At 33.0% G+C, this 18169-nt stretch carries 19 protein-coding genes and 1 tRNA gene; 14 read left to right on the plus strand and 6 right to left on the minus strand.

What is annotated here, in order from left to right:
- Nucleotides 1-63 precede the first annotated feature (63 nt).
- Genes minC through SULAZ_RS01955 form a run of 7 tightly spaced genes read left to right on the plus strand, consistent with a single transcriptional unit; the run spans nucleotide 64 to nucleotide 4992 of the window.
- Nucleotides 64-663, plus strand: coding sequence for a septum site-determining protein MinC (minC, locus tag SULAZ_RS01925; protein ID WP_012674018.1), 600 nt, complete (start codon nucleotides 64-66; stop codon nucleotides 661-663).
- Nucleotides 664-674: 11 nt separating this feature from the next.
- Nucleotides 675-1457, plus strand: a complete 783-nt coding sequence (gene minD, locus SULAZ_RS01930; protein WP_012673510.1) for a septum site-determining protein MinD — start codon at nucleotides 675-677, stop codon at nucleotides 1455-1457.
- A gap of 14 nt (nucleotides 1458-1471) precedes the next feature.
- A complete protein-coding gene (minE, locus tag SULAZ_RS01935) occupies nucleotides 1472-1717 on the plus strand; it encodes a cell division topological specificity factor MinE (RefSeq protein WP_012674725.1) in 246 nt (81 codons plus the stop codon).
- 4 nt (nucleotides 1718-1721) lie between these two features.
- Nucleotides 1722-2360, plus strand: coding sequence for an ATP phosphoribosyltransferase (gene hisG, locus SULAZ_RS01940; protein WP_012674398.1), 639 nt, complete (start codon nucleotides 1722-1724; stop codon nucleotides 2358-2360).
- The gene (gene glmU, locus SULAZ_RS01945) at nucleotides 2357-3802 is read left to right on the plus strand and encodes a bifunctional UDP-N-acetylglucosamine diphosphorylase/glucosamine-1-phosphate N-acetyltransferase GlmU (RefSeq protein ID WP_012673536.1); all 1446 of its coding nucleotides are present in this window, start codon (nucleotides 2357-2359) and stop codon (nucleotides 3800-3802) included. The genes hisG and glmU overlap by 4 nt, the downstream gene beginning before the upstream one ends.
- A complete protein-coding gene (locus SULAZ_RS01950) occupies nucleotides 3789-4646 on the plus strand; it encodes a peptidylprolyl isomerase (protein WP_012675061.1) in 858 nt (285 codons plus the stop codon). The genes glmU and SULAZ_RS01950 overlap by 14 nt, the downstream gene beginning before the upstream one ends.
- A complete protein-coding gene (locus tag SULAZ_RS01955; RefSeq protein ID WP_012674563.1) occupies nucleotides 4639-4992 on the plus strand; it encodes a YraN family protein in 354 nt (117 codons plus the stop codon). The genes SULAZ_RS01950 and SULAZ_RS01955 overlap by 8 nt, the downstream gene beginning before the upstream one ends.
- On the opposite strand, the gene SULAZ_RS01960 is transcribed toward SULAZ_RS01955, so the two are convergent.
- The 3 genes from SULAZ_RS01960 to SULAZ_RS01970 form a co-directional block, all read right to left on the minus strand.
- Complete coding sequence (locus SULAZ_RS01960; protein ID WP_012674172.1) at nucleotides 4973-8125, minus strand: EAL domain-containing protein; 3153 nt, start codon at nucleotides 8123-8125, stop codon at nucleotides 4973-4975. The genes SULAZ_RS01955 and SULAZ_RS01960 overlap by 20 nt on opposite strands.
- 104 nt (nucleotides 8126-8229) lie before the next feature.
- Complete coding sequence (locus SULAZ_RS01965; RefSeq protein WP_012673773.1) at nucleotides 8230-9066, minus strand: hypothetical protein; 837 nt, start codon at nucleotides 9064-9066, stop codon at nucleotides 8230-8232.
- 269 nt (nucleotides 9067-9335) lie between these two features.
- Nucleotides 9336-9707: a hypothetical protein gene (locus tag SULAZ_RS01970; protein ID WP_012674504.1), complete on the minus strand. Its 372-nt coding sequence runs from the start codon at nucleotides 9705-9707 to the stop codon at nucleotides 9336-9338.
- A gap of 259 nt (nucleotides 9708-9966) precedes the next feature.
- Between SULAZ_RS01970 and SULAZ_RS01975 the strand changes: the two genes are divergently transcribed.
- The 6 genes from SULAZ_RS01975 to folK are packed head-to-tail and all read left to right on the plus strand — an operon-like array spanning nucleotide 9967 to nucleotide 14758.
- The gene (locus SULAZ_RS01975; RefSeq protein WP_012673750.1) at nucleotides 9967-11373 is read left to right on the plus strand and encodes an FAD-binding oxidoreductase; all 1407 of its coding nucleotides are present in this window, start codon (nucleotides 9967-9969) and stop codon (nucleotides 11371-11373) included.
- Between the two features lie 50 nt (nucleotides 11374-11423).
- Nucleotides 11424-11615 (plus strand): 50S ribosomal protein L28, encoded by a 192-nt coding sequence (gene rpmB, locus SULAZ_RS01980; protein ID WP_012674298.1) that lies wholly within the window; start codon nucleotides 11424-11426, stop codon nucleotides 11613-11615.
- A 47-nt stretch (nucleotides 11616-11662) separates the two neighbouring features.
- On the plus strand, nucleotides 11663-12310 hold the full coding sequence (locus SULAZ_RS01985) for an RpnC/YadD family protein (protein WP_012673598.1): 648 nt from the start codon (nucleotides 11663-11665) through the stop codon (nucleotides 12308-12310).
- A 49-nt stretch (nucleotides 12311-12359) separates the two neighbouring features.
- Nucleotides 12360-13406, plus strand: a complete 1047-nt coding sequence (gene obgE / locus SULAZ_RS01990; protein WP_012675029.1) for a GTPase ObgE — start codon at nucleotides 12360-12362, stop codon at nucleotides 13404-13406.
- A complete protein-coding gene (gene fmt, locus SULAZ_RS01995; RefSeq protein WP_012674256.1) occupies nucleotides 13378-14313 on the plus strand; it encodes a methionyl-tRNA formyltransferase in 936 nt (311 codons plus the stop codon). Before obgE ends, fmt begins: the two co-directional genes overlap by 29 nt.
- Nucleotides 14306-14758, plus strand: a complete 453-nt coding sequence (gene folK, locus SULAZ_RS02000; RefSeq protein WP_012674813.1) for a 2-amino-4-hydroxy-6-hydroxymethyldihydropteridine diphosphokinase — start codon at nucleotides 14306-14308, stop codon at nucleotides 14756-14758. Before fmt ends, folK begins: the two co-directional genes overlap by 8 nt.
- A 4-nt stretch (nucleotides 14759-14762) precedes the next feature.
- On the opposite strand, the gene SULAZ_RS02005 is transcribed toward folK, so the two are convergent.
- The 3 genes from SULAZ_RS02005 to SULAZ_RS02015 form a co-directional block, all read right to left on the minus strand.
- Nucleotides 14763-14835, minus strand: a tRNA-Phe gene (locus SULAZ_RS02005).
- Between the two features lie 56 nt (nucleotides 14836-14891).
- On the minus strand, nucleotides 14892-16319 hold the full coding sequence (locus tag SULAZ_RS02010) for an SLC13 family permease (protein WP_041675775.1): 1428 nt from the start codon (nucleotides 16317-16319) through the stop codon (nucleotides 14892-14894).
- On the minus strand, nucleotides 16309-17634 hold the full coding sequence (locus SULAZ_RS02015; protein ID WP_012674970.1) for a homoserine dehydrogenase: 1326 nt from the start codon (nucleotides 17632-17634) through the stop codon (nucleotides 16309-16311). Before SULAZ_RS02015 ends, SULAZ_RS02010 begins: the two co-directional genes overlap by 11 nt.
- A gap of 63 nt (nucleotides 17635-17697) precedes the next feature.
- On the opposite strand from SULAZ_RS02015, the gene SULAZ_RS02020 reads away from it, so the two are divergent.
- Nucleotides 17698-18072: a RidA family protein gene (locus SULAZ_RS02020; protein ID WP_012673938.1), complete on the plus strand. Its 375-nt coding sequence runs from the start codon at nucleotides 17698-17700 to the stop codon at nucleotides 18070-18072.
- The last annotated feature ends 97 nt before the right edge of the window (nucleotides 18073-18169 follow it).

The raw sequence follows: 18169 nt of genomic DNA on the forward strand, positions 1-18169 counted from the left end.
AAATGAATTTTGCAGTAGAATAGATAAGCATAATTTTATAAAATTTTCAAGAAGGTAAAACATATGGGAATTGAGATTAAAGGCTTAACAGTTCCAGCACTACTTATAAAGTTAGACCCGAGTTTATCGATAGAAGAGAATATAAACCAGCTTGAAAAAAAGCTTTCTTCTGCTGTTTTTAAAGGTTCTTACGCCGTTCTAGATTATATGGGGTTAGAGTTAAACGAAGACCAGTCTAAAAAAATAGAAGAGATATTAAAAAGCCATAACACAAAAGTTTTGGGATACCAGAATACAAAGTCTGACAGTAAAAACATTCCAAAACCTGTAAGTGAGAAAAAATCTTTAAAAATCATAAATAAAACCCTGAGAAGTGGTCAAAGTGTTGAGTATGATGGAGATGTTCTTATATTAGGTGATGTAAATCCAGATGCTTACGTCGTTGCTTCTGGAAGTATTATTGTGATGGGAGCTTTAAGAGGTGTTGTTCACGCAGGGGCAAACGGTGATGAAACGGCAATCATAATGGCATTAAAACTAATGCCACAGCAACTTAGAATAGCAAGTTATATAGCAAGGTCTCCAGATTCCTACGAAGAAGTAAATCAGCCAGAAAAAGCATACATTGAAAACAATCAAATTGTAATAGAAAAAATTAAGTAGAGGTGCGTTCTATGGCAAAAGTTTACGTTGTTACATCAGGAAAAGGTGGGGTTGGAAAAACCACAATAACAGCTAACGTATCTACAGCTCTGGCTAAAATGGGTAAAAAAGTCCTTTGCATTGATGCAGATATAGGACTTAGAAACCTTGATATGATACTTGGACTTGAAAATAGGATAGTTTACGATATAGTTGACGTTGTAGAAGGAAGAGTTCCGCCACAAAAAGCATTTGTAAAGGATAAAAGAGGTCTTCCCTTATACCTTCTGCCAGCTGCTCAAACAAAGGATAAAGACGCAGTAAAACCTCACCAGATGGTGGAAATTGTTGAATCTGTGAAAGATGAGTTTGATTACATCTTTATAGACTCTCCAGCAGGGATAGAAGGAGGTTTTAAAACAGCATCAGCTCCAGCTGAAGAGGCTATAGTTGTTGTTAACCCTGAGGTTTCTTCTGTAAGAGATGCTGACAGAATAATAGGCTTACTTGAATCTATGGAAAAAAATCAGCCAAGATTAGTTATTAATAGGATAAGGCTTCATCAAGTTAAAAAAGGTGAGATGTTGTCTGTTGAAGATATAGAAGAGATACTCCAGATACCAAAGATAGGTATAGTCCCAGATGAAGAGAAGTTAGTAGACTTTACAAATAAAGGTGAGCCGATTGTACTACACGAAGAACTCCCAGCTGCCAGAGCCATTATAAACATAGCAAAAAGGATAGAAGGACAAGATATTCCGTTTACAGAGCTTGAAGAGAAAAAGGGATTTTTTGCAAAACTGTTTGGAAGATAATTCAGGGGGAAATCATGTCAATGTTTAGTTTTTTTAAGAGAAACTCATCGGCAAACAAAGCAAAAGAAAGATTAATGATGGTTTTATCATACGAGAGAAAAGGACTGCCACCTAACTTTGCAGATATACTAAAGGACGATTTAGTAGCTGTATTTTCAAAGTATCCTCAGTTTGATTCAAGGAATATAGAAGTTGAGATAAAGTCAGAAAACGATAGGGACGAGCTTTGGATAAGTATACCATTTGCTAACGGAAGGTGAGATATTGGATAAAATAACATTTGCACTACCTAAAGGAAGGCTTTTTGACCAAACTATAGATATCCTTAAAAAGTCAGGTATACTCTCAGAAGATATAAATCAAAACACAAGAAAACTTATTTTAGAGTCTAAAGAGTATAGATTTTTAGTTGTCAGAGCAAAGGACGTTCCAGTCTACGTAGAAAATGGTATAGCCGACATAGGTGTAGCTGGGGACGATGTTTTGTTAGAATCCCAGCCAGACGTGTACAAGCCGTTAGACCTAAAAATAGGCTACTGTAACATAGTAGTTGCAGGAAAACCAGAAGACAGAGATTTTTACTTTTCAAACCCTGTATCTTTAGATGTTGCTACAAAGTATCCTAAAATAACAGCTCAGTTTTTTTCAGACAAAGGAATAAACGTAAGAATATTTGAACTTTATGGCTCTGTTGAGCTTGCACCTTTAGTTGGTCTTGCAAAGTTTATAGTAGACATAGTTGAAACTGGAACAACTCTCAGAGAAAATGGACTTGTAGTTATTGATACGATAAGACCATCTACTGCAAAACTTATTATAAACAGAGGAAGTTATAAGTTAAAATCTGATAAAATCTTTAAAATACTTGACAGTGTAGAAAAGTTTTTAGGAGGTGAGTTATGATAGATTTTCCGTTGGTTGCAGTTGTACTGGCAGCTGGAAAAGGTACACGATTTAAATCTGAAAAACCTAAAGTAATTCACCATATATTAGGAAAACCGATGTTATGGTACACTCTATTTGGAGTTAGATGGATAAAGCCTCAAAAGACTGTTATCGTTGTAGGATATAAAAAAGATGAAGTTATAAATGCTGTAAACTGTGATGGTTGTGAGTTTGTGTACCAAGAAGAACAGCTTGGTACAGGACATGCTGTTTACACTGCAAAAGAGTACTTTAAAGACTTTGATGGATACGTATTAATAATAAACGGAGATACGCCACTTATAAGAGGAGAAACCCTTCACAACGCAGGAGAGTACCTTAAAGCCCTCATTAGATACGAAGGAGCTGATCTTACAAATTATAGAGGTTATAGAAACAAGTCTATAGCCGGAGTTGTTTTAACTGCCAGAGTTCCCAGTCCTTACGGCTATGGAAGAATTATAAAAGACAAAGACCACAGAGTAATAAAGATAGTTGAAGAAAAAGATGCAAATAACCAAGAAAAACAGATTAATGAAGTAAACTCAGGAATATACTTTTTCTACGCACCTTACTTGATACAGGCTTTAGAAAAACTTGAAAATAAAAACGCACAGCAGGAGTACTATCTTACAGATGTTATAGAGATACTTCGTCAAGAAGAAAAGTATGTATATGCTTTAGAAATTCCAGATTACACAGAGATTTTAGGAGTAAATGACAGGCTACAGCTTGCAGGAGTAGAAAATATACTAAAAGAAAGGTATATTACTTTTTGGGCTTTAAATGGTACAACCTTCCATAACCCACAGTCTGTATGGATAGAGTTTGACGTAGATTTATCAAGAGACGTTGAGATACACCAAAACGTTGTGCTTCAAGGAAAAACTTTTATAGATGAAGGAACTGTTATAGAACCAAACTGTATTATAAGAAACTCTAAAATAGGTAAAAATGTAAAGATACTTGCAAACTCTTATATAGAAGACTCTGAGATACAGGACAACGCAGTTATTGGACCATTTGCCAGAATAAGAGGAGGTAGTGTAATAAAAGAAGAAGCTGTAATAGGAAACTTTGTTGAGGTTAAAAACTCTGTAATAGGAAGAAAAACAAACGCAAGACATCTATCCTACTTAGGAGATGCAGAGATAGGAGAAGAGGTAAACATAGGAGCTGGCACTATAACCTGCAACTTTGATGGATTTAAAAAGCATAAAACAGTGATAAAAGACAGAGCATTTATAGGTAGTGATACAATGTTAGTGGCTCCTGTTGTTATAGGAGAAGAGGCTATTACAGGATCTGGGTCTGTTATCACAAAAGACGTTCCAGACAAAGCCCTTGCAATTGAAAGAAACCAGCAAAAAATAATTGAAAACTATGCAGAAAAAAGGAAGAAAAAGTATGAAAAAAGTTAGTTTTATCTTTATCTTTGTTTTAACGGTTTTAGGATTTGTAAAAGCAGAAAATTTAGAAGGATATCAGCTTTTTGACAAAATAGTTTTAGTAGTTAACGGAGAGCCAGTCTTAAAATCAGACGTAGAGTTTGCCAAAGAGTGGTATAAAATAAAAGACGATAAACAAGCTCAAGAGAAGATAATAGACTCTATACTACTATCCCAGCAGGCAAGAAAGTTAGGGATATCAGTCTCTCCTAAGGAGGTAGACAACGCACTTTTATCAATAGCAAAAGCAAATAACATCCAAGATTTAGAGACATTTAAAAAAGAACTTGAAAAAAATGGTATATCCTATACAAAACTCAAAGAGTTTATAACAAGAGATTTAGTAAGTAATAAATTTCTACACTTTTACCTAAGAGACTACATAACAAAAGGAATTGTAGAAGGAAGCGTTGAAGATGTTAAAAAAATTAGAATGATATACATCTCAAAAGACAGGCCTGATTACGAAAGTGTGGTAAAACTACTTAAAGAAAAACTAAATAAAAATAACTTTTCAGAGTATGCAGCTAAATACTCAGACGATAAATTTACAGCTGAAAACGCAGGACTACTTGGAGAAGTAAAAAAAGGAGATCTTGCAGAAGAGTTGGATAAAGAAGTGTTTAGCAGGAAAGAAGGAGATATATTCCAAGTAGATACAAAAGAAGGGACTTATTTTATATACATTGAAAAAGAAGAAAAGAAACTCATTCCAAAAGAAAATCTAACAGAAAAGGATATGGAAAAGCTAAAAAGAGAATACGATATGTACCTTAAAAAACTCAGAGAAAAAGCGGTAATCCAAAGGTTTGAATAAAAGAGAAAAAGGTAAGAAAAACGAAGATTTAGCTGTAGAGTTTTTAAAGAGTAAAGGTTATAACATTTTACAGAGGAACTTTTACACAAGGTCTGGTGAGATAGATATAGTTGCTCTAAAAGATGATACAGTTGTATTTGTTGAAGTCAGAAGTTTATCTAAATGTTATTTCGGACTGCCACAGGAAAGTATAAATAAAACAAAGATAAAAAAGATTGTAAAAGCAGCTCAGCAGTTTTTATACAAATACAATCTAACTGGTAAAAACGTTAGGTTTGACGTTGTTGCAATTTTTCAAGATAGTATAACTCACATAGAAAACGCTTTTACCCTTGATTACTTATAAGTTTTTCAGCTTCTTCTTCAGGCATAGGTTTACCAAGAAGATAACCTTGAAGATAATCACAACCTAAATCCCTTAGTATCTTTAACTGTTCTTCTGTCTCTACCCCTTCTGCCAGTGTTTTAACTCCTAACTCTTTTGCAAGGGTTATAATTGCTTTTACTATAGACCTCGTCTTTAAATCGTCTACAATCTCTTTTGTAAAGGATATATCTATCTTTATCTCATCTATAGGAAGATCTTTTATATACTTTAACGAGGAGTACTCTATTCCAAAATCATCAACAGCTATTTTTAAGGCAGTCTCTTTTTTAATTTTACTGAGTAATTCTTTTGTGTCTTCTGGATTTATCATCAAAACTCTTTCTGTAATTTCCATTATTAGATTAAGGTTAGGGTTTATAGAAGAAAGGTAGTTTATATAATCTTTGTTTTTAAAACTGTTAGCTGAAGCATTAAAAGATATAGGTACATGCCACTTTCTTGCTTTCTGAGTTATCTCTTGTAAAAGCCATTTTTCATAATCCATTAGGTATTTACTGTTTTCAAGAACATCTATAAAAATATTTGGAGTGTATATCTTTCCATCTTTGTCCTTTATTCTAACTAACCCTTCAAACCCTTCTAACTTTAAAGTCTTGGTATTAAAAAATGGTTGATAGTAGAGGGTAAATAAATTCTCGTTTAATGCTCTTTCTATAAGCTGCTTTGCAAAAGAAATATTTTTAATTTTGTCATCTATCTCTTTGTTAAATATTACTACAACGTTTTCTCCTTGTAATTTTGAATGAGCTAAAGCTGTAGAAGCATTTTCATACAGTAATTCTAAACTATCTCCGTCTCTTGGTGCTAAAGCTATACCAGCATTAAAAGATACGTTAATTATTTTATCATCATAAAGTATTGGCTCTGAGAAAATGTGATTTAATTTATTAATAAATTGGTTTAGCTGGATAGCCTCACTTTCTTTGTTTATCTCTATAAAAATTCCAAATTCATCAGCTGCAACCCTTGCTATTAACCCATCAGGAAAAGAAAGGTTAAGTCTACTTGCTATTTGTTTTAACACAAAATTTCCAACTTCAAATCCGTAAGTTTTATTTAAAAAAGTAAAATCTTTAATGTCTATTAAAGCTAAAATTCCATCGAGTTTTAAACTTTTTAACCTCTCTGATACTATTAAGAAAAATCCTTTTAGGTTCATTAAGTTCGTTAAAGTATCGTGGTTTTCAAGTTTTGATATTTGATGCTGTAATTCAACCTCTTTTGTAATGTCTGTACCTATTTCTAAATACCTTTTTATATTTGGTGGTATTTCCACTGGATATATTGTTGTTTTTAAATAGAAAAGCTCTCCGTTCTTTTTCTTATTTACAAATATAGCTGAAAAAGTTTTTCCAGATAGTATTGTTTTGTACAACTCTTCATAAAACTCTCGTGGTTGTATTTCTGATTTGAAAATTCTTTGATTTTTACCTATAAGCTCTTCTCTTGAGTAGCCAGTTAATTTACATACTGTATCGTTAACATAAGTTATGTTAAAGTTTTCGTCTGTAACCAACACCCAAGAATCAGAGTTTTCAATAGCCTTTGATATTATTATATTTTTTCTGATTTCATTTAGTCTTTTTACTACAAACTCTAAATCTTGTTTTAACTCTTGTAAAACAGATACAAGTTCTTCGTCAAAAAACTCAGGCTCAGGAGAATACATATTAATTACGTATTTAACTTTTCCACTTTCATCTTTTAAAGGAATAGCAGCTGTAGACAAAAAGTTCCTTTCCTTTGTGTACTCTCTCCAAGGTATAAATCTTGGGTCTGTTTGGGTGTTTGATATTATAAAAATATTATCTGTTCTAAATGCAGTTCCAGTAGGACCTCTTCCGGTTGGCAGATCTTCTCTCCAAGATATTTTGACTTCCTCAAGGTATCCTTTATCTTCTCCGTACTTATACAAAACTTTAAAGTATGGATTATCTTCACTTTCTTTGGTGCCAACCCAAACAAATTTAAGTCCTATTTTTTCAACTAAAGCCTTACTTACTTTTTCAAACATATCTTCTTCTGTTAGTGAAAGTGTAATAGCTTGGTTAACTTCTCTCAATAGATGATAAAGTCTTTCGTATTTTTTTTGTTTTGTAATATCAAAAAATATCAAAAATCCTGAGTATTTCCCTTTGTACAGGATGGTATTACTGAAAACAGTCAAGATTAAAATTTTTCCACTTTTAGTTACAACCCTAACTTCATTGTGTGAAGTTTGAAACCTTTCTCCTTTTAATCTTTTCTCTACAATAGGAATTACTTTTTCTCTATCTTTGTCACAGATAAAGTCTAAAATAGATTTTGATAGTATTTCCTCTTTTGAATATCCTGAAATCTTAGTTACATAATCGTTAATGTAAACAATCTTTTCTTGATAAATAACAACTCCTACATCATTTATGTTTAATATAGCTTTTGCTATGTCGTGTTCTTCCCATCTTTTTACCAGTATGTTAAATCTAATGAAAACTTCTATTGTTCTTATAATATCTTCGTCTGTAGCTTCTTCTAAAAAATCAAAGGACAATAAAACAGGCTTTACCTTATCGTAAACAGAAGGATGGGACATAAAAAAGTGAGAAGTTTCAAGCATCGTAGAACTAATTATTTTAACACCTTCTTTATTTTCTATCTGTTCCCAAGTTTGATTATATATTACTCCTAAATCAACTTTACCCTCCTTAACAAGTTCAAAAACTTCCTGCCAAGTTTTTGTAAGAATTACCTCTACCTCTTCAAAATTATGGTTTAACAAGCCATATGCAGGAGGGTTTGATACAGCTGTTGCAATCTTTACATAACTTTTATTAAAAACTGATTCATCTCTTCCTATTACAAAGAAGGTATCTTTTTGTCCTTTAAATCTTGCTACGGGTTTATAGCCTTTTTGGTAGAGTTGTATAGCTATTTCAGAATTAGCATAGTAAATGTGATGTAATTTAGTATCAAGTAATTCCTTTTCTTCCTCAAAGGATTTAAAAGGTTTAAAATCTATCTTTTCATTAATTTTTTCTTCAACCTTTTTAATAAAATCTTCCCAAAATTTAAGTCCCTTTTCAGTATCATGAGGACATACAGAAAAGTTCATTTATTTTCCCCCTAAATTTTCACAATATTATTATACAAGTGGGGGGGGGTGTAATCAAGTATTTTAATTTTAATAATACGTTGAGTGAGAAATTAATGCCATAATTAAACCTCACAGTACCTGAAAAAGCTATAACCTATTGCATAAGCATACAAATATGAAAGAAGCGTTATACCTTTTCTCCATCTGCTAAGAGCGTTAAATTGTTTTAACCTTGAAAATACGCTCTCAATAATCTGCCTTTGAGCTTTATCTTCTTTTGTCTCACATACGATAACATTCTCACATCCTCTATAGCCTTTGTCTCCTATTACTTCAAAAAGGCTTATAAGTCTTTTAAACCAAATACTAGTTTTTGCTCTTAACCTAAAAGATTTAACTTCATGATAACTTGCTGGATGAAACCAAATGTCATAAACTCTTCCCTTTGTATCACAAATTATCATAACAAGCACTCCATAGTATATCTCTTCAAATTTTACTCTTTTTTTGTAGTGTTGACTGTATAGATTTCTTTTTCTTCTTACCCAAAACTTCTTTCCATTAAATCTCTTTATTCTCTGGGTTTTTGCTCTGTTTACATTAGCTACTGGAAGTATTGTACCATCTACTATAAGCCTTGGTTTTTTATTAGATACCAAAACTTCTATAATTACAGACAGTATTCTCATTTGTAGATATATTCTAAGCAGTTCGTATATTCTTTTAATTCTTGATTTTCTGAATATGTGATAAGACTTTATAGAGTCATCAATAAATTGTCTTGCTATTTTCAAAACAGGCATTCCAGTTATGTATGATAAGATGAAAACTGCTGCTATTTCTTCATCGGTAATTTTTGGTTTTCTACCAGCATTAGATTTAGCTGTATTCTTATAAAAAGAAACTTTAAATGATTGAAAATTTTTGAGAAGTATGTTATAAAACTTTTCCAGTTGCATTTTTTGACCTCCCAAAAGTAGTTTGGGTATATTATAACCCGAGCTACTTTTGGCTTTTTATTAGAAATAAAATTGAAAAAATGAATTTCTCACTCAAGGTATCAAGTATTTTAATTTTAATAATTTTAAGACAAACCAAGACAGGTAGTAAAAATTAAAGCCAAAATAAAAGAGAATTTAGGCTTGTTTGTTTTATGTTCTTGTTTTTGAATTGGAAATTAGGGTTTATTTTAAATAAAATAAGGCAGCGGGGAGCTGCCTTTTAAGAACTATTTTCTCATAGATTTTTCTACTTCTTTCTCCATATGAGTAGTTTGCTTGCTTACTTTTTCTTTTAACTCGTCAACATCTTTTTCAAGTTTGTTAATTCTGTCAGTGCAAGCTGTTGGGCAAGTGTTTTTGAGGTTGTTTACTTCAGTTTCTAAAGCAGATACTTTTGAAGCTAAACCAGCATCTGTTTTAGGAGCTGCTTTCAATGCTGCAACTTCTTTTTCTAATGCAGATAGTTTAGCGTCTACACTGTTTACTTTTTCAGAAACTGATGCTACCTGCTGATCTACGTAATCCTTTGTTGCATAGTTTGCACAGCTTGCAAGGAATAAAGATCCTGCTGCTACTGTTAAAGCTACTACTTTTTTCATGATGATACCTCCTATATAAAGTTATTTATCAATTTTAAGTATAGACTTAAAATGCAGTCTTGTCAATTTAAATTTTCTTAATCTTTTGTTAAAATTTTTATAGCAAAATCTATGCCAGTTTAAAAGATTGTACTATCTTAATCTTTGTAAATATATTCTTTTGCATTTTTGCAAAATTGCAAAGATGATTTTTTTTATTGTAATTTTTAAAAAAAGGAGTTTTAATATATCTTAGTAATTTTAATCAAGAGGTAAAAGAATGTTTAAAATAAAACCAGTTGAAAAAATACCTGTACCAGAAAATGTTAAAAGATACTTAAAAGAAGCTATTGGAGAGCATAAAGTATTAGACGATGAGATGGATAGGATGCTTTACTCCTACGATGCAACAAGACTTAGCGTTCCTCCAGATGTGGTAGTTATTCCGGAAAGTGAAGAAGATGTTCAGAAAGTTGTAAAGATATGTTATGAAAATGATATTCCTATAACACCACGGGGAGCTGGTTCTGGATACACGGGAGGTTCTATTCCTGTTAAAGGTGGTGTTTTAATATCTTTTGAGAAGATGGATAAAATCCTTTGGATTGATGAAGATAACGCAGTTGCCAAAGTTCAACCCGGAGTAATAACCTATAAACTCCAGCAAGCTGTGGAAAAAAGAGGCCTTTTTTATCCGCCAGACCCTGCAAGTTATAAGTTCTGTACCTTAGGGGGAAATGTTGCAGAAAACGCAGGTGGTCCAAGGTGTGTTAAGTATGGAGTCACTAGAGAGTATATAATGGAGCTTGATACTGTTATATACACAGGAGATATAATACACACTGGAAGAATAACTTTAAAAGATGTTGCAGGGTATGACATTACAAGACTTTTAATAGGAAGTGAGGGAACTTTAGGAATATTTACAGGAATAACTGTAAAACTTATTCCAAAGCCAAAGGCTAAAAAAACGGTAAAAGCTGTGTATATGGATTTAGAGTCCGTTGGTAAAACAGTCAAAGATATATTTAAAGCAGGAATATCTCCATCTGCACTGGAGTTTATGGACAAACTTGCAATAAATGCAGTTGAAGATTTTGGACATTTTGGACTTCCAAGGGATGCAGAAGTAATACTACTGATAGAAGTTGATGGTCATCCTAAAGCGTTAGAAGATGAGATAACAGAAGTAGCAAGAATCTGTGAGCAAAACGGTGCAAAAGTTGAGATAGCTAAAACAGACAGGGAAGCTGAAAAACTTTGGGAAGCAAGAAGATCTTTATCTCCTGCAGTTGCAAAACTAGGTAGAACAAAGATAAACGAAGATATAGTATTCCCAAGAAGCTACCTTCCCGAAGCTCTACCAAGACTTAGAGAGATAGGTAAAAAGTATAATCTAAAGATGGTTAACTTTGGACATATAGGAGATGGAAACGTCCATGCAAACTTTATGATAAACGGTTTAGACCCTGATGAGGTAGCAAGGGCAGAGAAAGCTGTTGAAGAGGTTTTTGAACTTGCGTTGTCTTACAGAGGATCTATAACAGGGGAACACGGTGTAGGAATAACAAAAGCAGAGTTTATGAGAAAACAGTTTTCACCACAAGAGATGGAGATAATGAGAAAGATAAAAAGAGTCTGGGATCCAAAGAACCTTATAAACCCGGGTAAAATGGATTTAGATTAATTTATGGTATAATATTTCTTTCTAAAATTTGATCGAGGAGGATTTGAGATATGGCTGTTTGTCAAGTATGCGGAAAAAAGACAGTGTTTGGTAATACTGTAGCTCACTCAGCAACTACAGAAAGAAGAACATGGAAACCAAACCTAAGAAGAGTTAGAGTTATTTTAGAAGATGGGTCTACAAAAAGAATTTACGTCTGTGCTAAATGCTTAAAAGCCGGAAAAGTTAAAAAAGCAGTTTAAATCTATATAAAGCAGGGTAAACCCCTGCTTATTCTAATTAAGTGAACTTGAATATAAAAAAAATAAAAACCGATTTATTACTAAAACATCTATTCAAAAACCCAGCCACAAAACTCATAGAGATAATACTCGGCAAAAAAGTAAACTGGCAGCTCCTTCAAGATACTGACCTTAAAATAGTTAAAAATAGAGAAGCTGACTTGGTTGTTAAGTTAGAAGACAATACCATTTTACACATAGAGATACAAAGCACAAACGACCCTTCTATGCCATATAGAATGTTTGAGTATTTTTATCTTATCACTGACAAGTATAAACCAATTCTTGAAATAAGTAAAATAAGGAATAATATAGAGGAAGAGATAAAGAGGTACATAAAGCAGGAGGATTTTGAGATGCCAATTACAATAGAGTGGACGAGGGAAGAGATAGAAAGTTATCCGGTGTTAAGAGATGTTTTAAAGATTGGGAGAGATGAAGGTTTTAAGGAAGGATTACAACAAGGACTACAAGAAGGACTACAGCAAGGTTTAATAGAAGGATTAAGACAGAGTGTGATTGATGCTATAGAGCAGAAATTTGGTCATGTAGAAGATGATGTTATAGAGAAGATAAATCAAATATCTGATATTAACTATTTGAGAGAACTACTTAGAAAAGTTATTTTTGCAAATAGTTTAAATGATATACTTTAAGCAAACGGCATTTCAATAGTAAGCTTAATAACAATAGGTGTAGTTAAGTATGTTTATAGACAAAGCTAAGATATTTGTTAAAGCAGGAGATGGTGGAAACGGTTGTGTTGCTTTTCATAGGGAGAAGTTTGTCCCTATGGGAGGACCATCAGGAGGAGATGGAGGAAAAGGTGGAGATGTTATTTTAGTGGCAGACAGCCATCTCCAAACTCTTATGGATTTTAAATATAAGAGACACTACAAAGCAGAAAAAGGACAGCACGGTCAAGGTGGAAATAAAAAGGGGAAAGATGGAGAAGATTTAATCATAAAAGTTCCCGTTGGAACCGTTGTAAAAGATGCTCAAACAGGAGAAATACTGGCAGACCTTGTAGAGGAAGGACAGTCTGTTATAGTTGCCAAAGGTGGGAGAGGTGGTAAAGGAAACGCAGCTTTTAAAAGTCCTACAAATCAAGCTCCTTTAACTGCAGAGCCTGGAGAAAAAGGAGAAGAAAAATGGATAGAACTTGAGTTAAAATTGCTCGCAGATGTAGGAATAATAGGTTTTCCAAACGCTGGAAAATCTACATTAATATCAGTACTATCAAAAGCAAAACCAAAAATAGCAGACTATCCATTTACAACCTTAACACCAGTCTTAGGTGTTTTACAACTTGATGTAGATGACTTTTTGGTGTTGGCAGACATTCCCGGACTTATAGAGGGAGCTTCTGAGGGACATGGACTTGGACATGAATTTTTAAGACATATAGAAAGAACCAAATTTTTAATACATCTGATAGATGTCTCAGACTTTAGAGAGAGAGACCCAATAGATGCGTTCAACATAATCAACAAGGAGTTGGAAAACTACTCACCAGACCTTTTAAAAAAGCCTCAGATAGTAGTTGCAAATAAGATAGACGCTTTAAGTGATAAATCTTTAATAGATAAACTTGAAAAGTACTTTGCAGAAAAAGGTTATCCATTTGTAGCTGTATCCCTAATAACGAAAGAAGGAGTAGATAAACTTATAAACATACTAAGAGAAAAGAAGAAAGAATGGATATCAAACTTGGAGAAAAAAGATGAAAGTACTGTTTTGGGGAACACCTGAGTTTGCAGTAGAGAGTTTAAAAGCACTTATTCAATCAAACCATCAAGTTGTAGCAGTAATAACCCAGCCAGACAAACCAAAAGGTAGAGGTCAAAAAGTTCAACCTCCACCTGTAAAAGAAGAAGCTCTAAAACACAACATACCAGTACTTCAACCTGAAAAAATAAAAAATAATCAAGAATTTGTAGAAACTATAAAACAGCTAAATCCCGATATCTCTGTAGTTGTTGCCTATGGGAAAATCCTTCCAGAAGAGATTATAAACATTCCAAAGTATAAAACTATAAACGTCCATGCATCACTGCTACCTAAATACAGAGGGGCAGCTCCTATTCAAAGGGCAATCATGGATGGAGAAGAAGAGACAGGCGTTTGTATAATGGAGATAGTTAAAGAGTTAGATGCAGGAGATGTTTACGCTTGCACGAAGGTAAAAATACTCCCTGAAGACGATATCATAACCCTTCACGACAAACTTGCAAAAGAAGGTGCAAAGCTCCTAATAGAAGTTTTAGATAAAATAGAAAAAGGTCAAATAGAAAAAGTTCCTCAAGACCACTCAAAAGCTACTTACGCAAAACCAATAGAGAAAGAAGAAGGTAAAATAGACTGGAATAAACCTGCAAAAGATATTTTTAATCAAGTAAGAGCCTTAAAAGTATGGCCTAAAGCTTTTGCAAACTTTAGGGACTTTCAGGTAAAGATATTGAATGTAGAAGTTTTAAAGGAATGTAAAGAAGGAAAACCGGGAGAAATATTAAAAGCGAGCGATAAAGAAGGAATAGTCGTAAAAACTAAAGACGGATGTTTACTTATAAGAACTATCCAGTTCCCGAACTCAAAACCAATATCATCTCAAGAAGCTGTAAGAGGATACAGGATAAAAGAAGGGGAAAAATTTGAATAAGATTTTTTTAGGGCTTGGTAGTAATGTTGGAGATAGACTTACAAACTTAAATAGAGCTATAAAAATCCTATCAGACAAGATACAAATTTTAAAAGTATCAAAAATCTATGAAACTAAACCAATAGGAGTAGAGAATCAGCCAGACTTTTTAAATATGGCTGTAATGGGACAAACAGAGTTAGACCATTTATCTTTATTTGAATTTGTTAAAAATGTTGAAAAACAGGTAGGAAGAGTTTACAGATACAGATGGGGTCCACGGGAGATAGATATAGACATACTTTTTTATAATGATTTAATCTATAAGTCTAAAGCTTTAGAAATACCTCATCCAAGACTACATGAAAGAGATTTTGTTTTAAAACCTTTGATGGATTTAGACCCAGATTTTATTCATCCTGTTTTTAAAAAGAGTATAAGAGAGTTGTATGAAGAATTAAAATGAGAAGTGGCCAAGGGCGGAATCGAACCGCCGACACTGCGGTTTTCAGCCGCATGCTCTACCGACTGAGCTACCTGGCCATCAGGGATAAATATTATATACCAAATATAAATTTTCTGCAACTTTTTGTATGTACTCAACGAAGCAAAATCAGGAAAAGGTAAATTACAATACTTCCTACTGCGTTTAAGAAAAGTCCAAATTTAACCATGTCTTGTAATTTTATAAAGCCAGTTGAGTAAACGATGGCGTTTGGTGGTGTTGCTATTGGAAACATAAACGCAAAGCTGGCAGCGACAATAATAGCTAAAGTAGGATAAACAAAGTCTATTTGATTATTTTTTAAAAGGGCAATGATTATAGGTGCAAAGATTATTACAGTTGCAGTGTTTGAGTTTATCTCTGTTAGCAGTATAATCGCTATAATTAAAATAAATAGTAGTAGTGGAATGTATGTTATATAACCACTTAAACTTTTTGCTATAATCTCTCCAAGACCTGAAGACGATATTAACTTTCCTATAGATATACCTGATGCAAAGAGTATAACCGTATTCCAGTCAACTTCTTTTAAATCCTCTACTGTCAAAACAGTTTGGTAATTTTTTAAATCTTTTGGTATTAAAAATAAAAGTCCTGCACATAAGACTGCTACGATACTTTCAGGAATTTTTTTACTTATCTGTTTTCCTATATCTTCAAAACCTAAAACTTCTATAAAAGATGGAAGAATCCATAAAAATACTGCTAGTAAAAACACAGCTGCAACAATTTTTTCTTCTCTTGATATTTTTGGAAGTTTTTCTTTCTCTTTTTGAAGAACTGTTTTTATCTCTTGGGGGTTAAATTTTACTTTCCTTAGAAAGAATCCAATGTAAAGTATCATTATTACATACATAGATAAAGCTATAGGAAGCATTAACAACATCCATTGGAAAAAGTCTATTTTTATTCCTTCTTCTTTTAAAAATCCAAGTCCCACAAGGTTTGTAGGTGAACCTACTATTGTGCCAATACCTCCTATAGAAGCTGAGTAAGCAATACTTAAAAGCATAAATGATGCAAAAGTTTTATAACCGTATATTTTTTCATCTTTTAAAAGATAGACAACTCCTAAAACGATAGGAAGCATCATGGCAGTTGTAGCAGTATTACTGAGCCACATAGAAAGTAAGAATGTTATTGAAGAAAAACCAATTATGAGTCTTATAGGACTTTTGATGAAAAAATCTTTAGAAAGAATGTTTAAAGATATTCTTTTATCTAAACCGTATTTGTTGACACTGTGAGCAATAAGAAAACTACCTATCATAAGCAAAATAACTGGATTAGAAAATCCTATAAATACTTTATCTACATCTGCAATACCGTAAAAAACCGCTAAAAGCAGTCCAAAAAGTCCAGTTATACCCAGTGGAACAACTTCAAAGAGCCACCAAAATATACACAAAATTAATATTCCTAAAACAACCTTGGGCTCAAAAGGAATATTTACCAACTGTGTATGGACCCCAGTTATAAAACCTATTATTCCAAGTAGTAATCCTAATATCTTACTCTTCATCTTCTACCCTAATTATTGTAGGGTCTTCTATACTGTAATGGTTTTCTACAATTTCTTTTATAGCTTGTTGGATGTTGTTTTCTGAAGCTGTATGGGTAAGTATAACAAGGGGGACAACCTTTTCGTTAATCATTTTTTGAAGTTTTAAAACTTTTTCTTTTTGTATGACAGCTGCAATGCTTATGTTGTATTTAGCAAACACAGAGGCTATTTTTGCAAGTATACCTGTTATATCTGGAACAGTAAATCTTATGTAGTATCTTGTGTAAAAATCTTTTACTTTTGTAAGGTTAAGGTCTTTATGCTTCCAGTTCATAGAGGTTATTTCTATTTCTTTTCCTATGTTTAACTGTATGGACTTTGCAATACTTACAATATCACTTACTACTGCACTGGCAGTAGGGAAGCTCCCTGCTCCCCTTCCATAAAACATTGTCTCTCCTACGTTGTCTCCCTCTACCATCACAGCGTTAAAGACACCGTCAACCTTAGATAAAGGGTTATCTGAAGGTAAAAAGGTAGGATGGACTCTTATCTCAACTTCATCGTTGTGAGATTTTGCAATGGCTAAAAGTTTAAGAGTGTAGCCAAGCTCCCTTCCAAGGTCTATATCTAAAGTGTCTATCTTTTCTATACCTTCTACATACACTTGGGAAAATTCTACAAAACCTCCAAAGGATAAAGATGATAGTATTGATATTTTGTGAGCTGCGTCTGTTCCGTTTATGTCAAGGGTAGGGTCTGCTTCTGCATAGCCTTTTTCTTGAGCTTCTTTTAATGCTTGGGAAAAGCTTTTTCCCTCTTTATACATAGATGTTAGTATGTAGTTAGTTGTTCCGTTTAGTATGCCGTATATCTTTTTAATCTCGTTGGCTACAAGTCCCTCCCTTAAGGCTTTTATTATAGGTATTCCTCCTGCTACAGCTGCTTCAAAACCTATTCTTAGGTTTTTCTCTTCTGCTTTTGTGAATACATCTTTTCCTTTTTCTGCTAAGAGAGCTTTGTTTGCAGTAACTATATGTTTACCTTTGTCAAGTGCTTGTATAATCAAGTTGTAAGGAAAGTCTATACCTCCTGTTAGTTCTACTACTATGTCTATGTTTTCGTCGTTTAGTATTTCGTCTAAGTTTTTAGCTCTTCTTTCTTCTTCTATGGGATGGGGAAAGGTTTTGTTCCAGTTTCTTGTGTAGACTTTTTTTAGATTTATCTCTACTCCTGATTTTTGTTTTAAAAGTTCCTTTTGGGTGTCTAATATCTTTCCAACACCGTTTCCGACTACACCGTATCCTACTATAGCAACATTTACCTGTTTCAAAAGACAGCCTCCAGTTGTTATTTTGGTATAATTTTAACATAATGAAAATTTTAGAGGTTAAAAATGCAAGTAATTTATACAGAAAAAGCCCCAAAACCGATAGGTCCTTACTCTCAGGCTGTAAAGTATGAAAATCTAATTTTCATATCAGGACAGATAGCAATAGACCCATCTACCAACGAGTTTGTAAATTCAGATGTAGCAACTCAAACAAAGATAATAATGGAAAACATAAAAGCCATCTTAGAAGAGGCAGGAATTAACCTGAATCATGTTATAAAAACTACTATTTTTTTAAAAAATTTAGAAGATTTTCAAGTTGTAAATGAGATTTATGGACAATATTTTAAAGACCACAAACCTGCAAGGTCAACAGTAGAAGTAAGCCGCCTTCCAAAAAATGCTTTAGTTGAAATAGAAGTTATAGCAGGATTGTGATAATAGAAAAATAGGTAAATATGGATGTAAAATGCTAAAAAGGAAAACAAAAGCCTTAGTTTTTATTAAATGGAATTTATTACCTTCTAAGTGATTT

The sequence above is a fragment of the Sulfurihydrogenibium azorense Az-Fu1 genome (assembly GCF_000021545.1).
GTDB lineage: Bacteria > Aquificota > Aquificia > Aquificales > Hydrogenothermaceae > Sulfurihydrogenibium > Sulfurihydrogenibium azorense.

Coding starts and splice junctions, on each gene's coding strand:
- SULAZ_RS02020 (WP_012673938.1), top strand. CDS start 17,698: ATGCAAGTAATTTATACAGAAAAAGCCCCAAAACCGATAGGTCCTTAC.
- minD (WP_012673510.1), top strand. CDS start 675: ATGGCAAAAGTTTACGTTGTTACATCAGGAAAAGGTGGGGTTGGAAAA.
- SULAZ_RS02010 (WP_041675775.1), bottom strand. CDS start 16,319: ATGAAGAGTAAGATATTAGGATTACTACTTGGAATAATAGGTTTTATA.
- obgE (WP_012675029.1), top strand. CDS start 12,360: ATGTTTATAGACAAAGCTAAGATATTTGTTAAAGCAGGAGATGGTGGA.
- rpmB (WP_012674298.1), top strand. CDS start 11,424: ATGGCTGTTTGTCAAGTATGCGGAAAAAAGACAGTGTTTGGTAATACT.
- minC (WP_012674018.1), top strand. CDS start 64: ATGGGAATTGAGATTAAAGGCTTAACAGTTCCAGCACTACTTATAAAG.
- glmU (WP_012673536.1), top strand. CDS start 2,357: ATGATAGATTTTCCGTTGGTTGCAGTTGTACTGGCAGCTGGAAAAGGT.
- SULAZ_RS01965 (WP_012673773.1), bottom strand. CDS start 9,066: ATGCAACTGGAAAAGTTTTATAACATACTTCTCAAAAATTTTCAATCA.
- SULAZ_RS01975 (WP_012673750.1), top strand. CDS start 9,967: ATGTTTAAAATAAAACCAGTTGAAAAAATACCTGTACCAGAAAATGTT.
- SULAZ_RS01960 (WP_012674172.1), bottom strand. CDS start 8,125: ATGAACTTTTCTGTATGTCCTCATGATACTGAAAAGGGACTTAAATTT.
- minE (WP_012674725.1), top strand. CDS start 1,472: ATGTCAATGTTTAGTTTTTTTAAGAGAAACTCATCGGCAAACAAAGCA.
- fmt (WP_012674256.1), top strand. CDS start 13,378: ATGAAAGTACTGTTTTGGGGAACACCTGAGTTTGCAGTAGAGAGTTTA.
- SULAZ_RS01970 (WP_012674504.1), bottom strand. CDS start 9,707: ATGAAAAAAGTAGTAGCTTTAACAGTAGCAGCAGGATCTTTATTCCTT.
- SULAZ_RS01950 (WP_012675061.1), top strand. CDS start 3,789: ATGAAAAAAGTTAGTTTTATCTTTATCTTTGTTTTAACGGTTTTAGGA.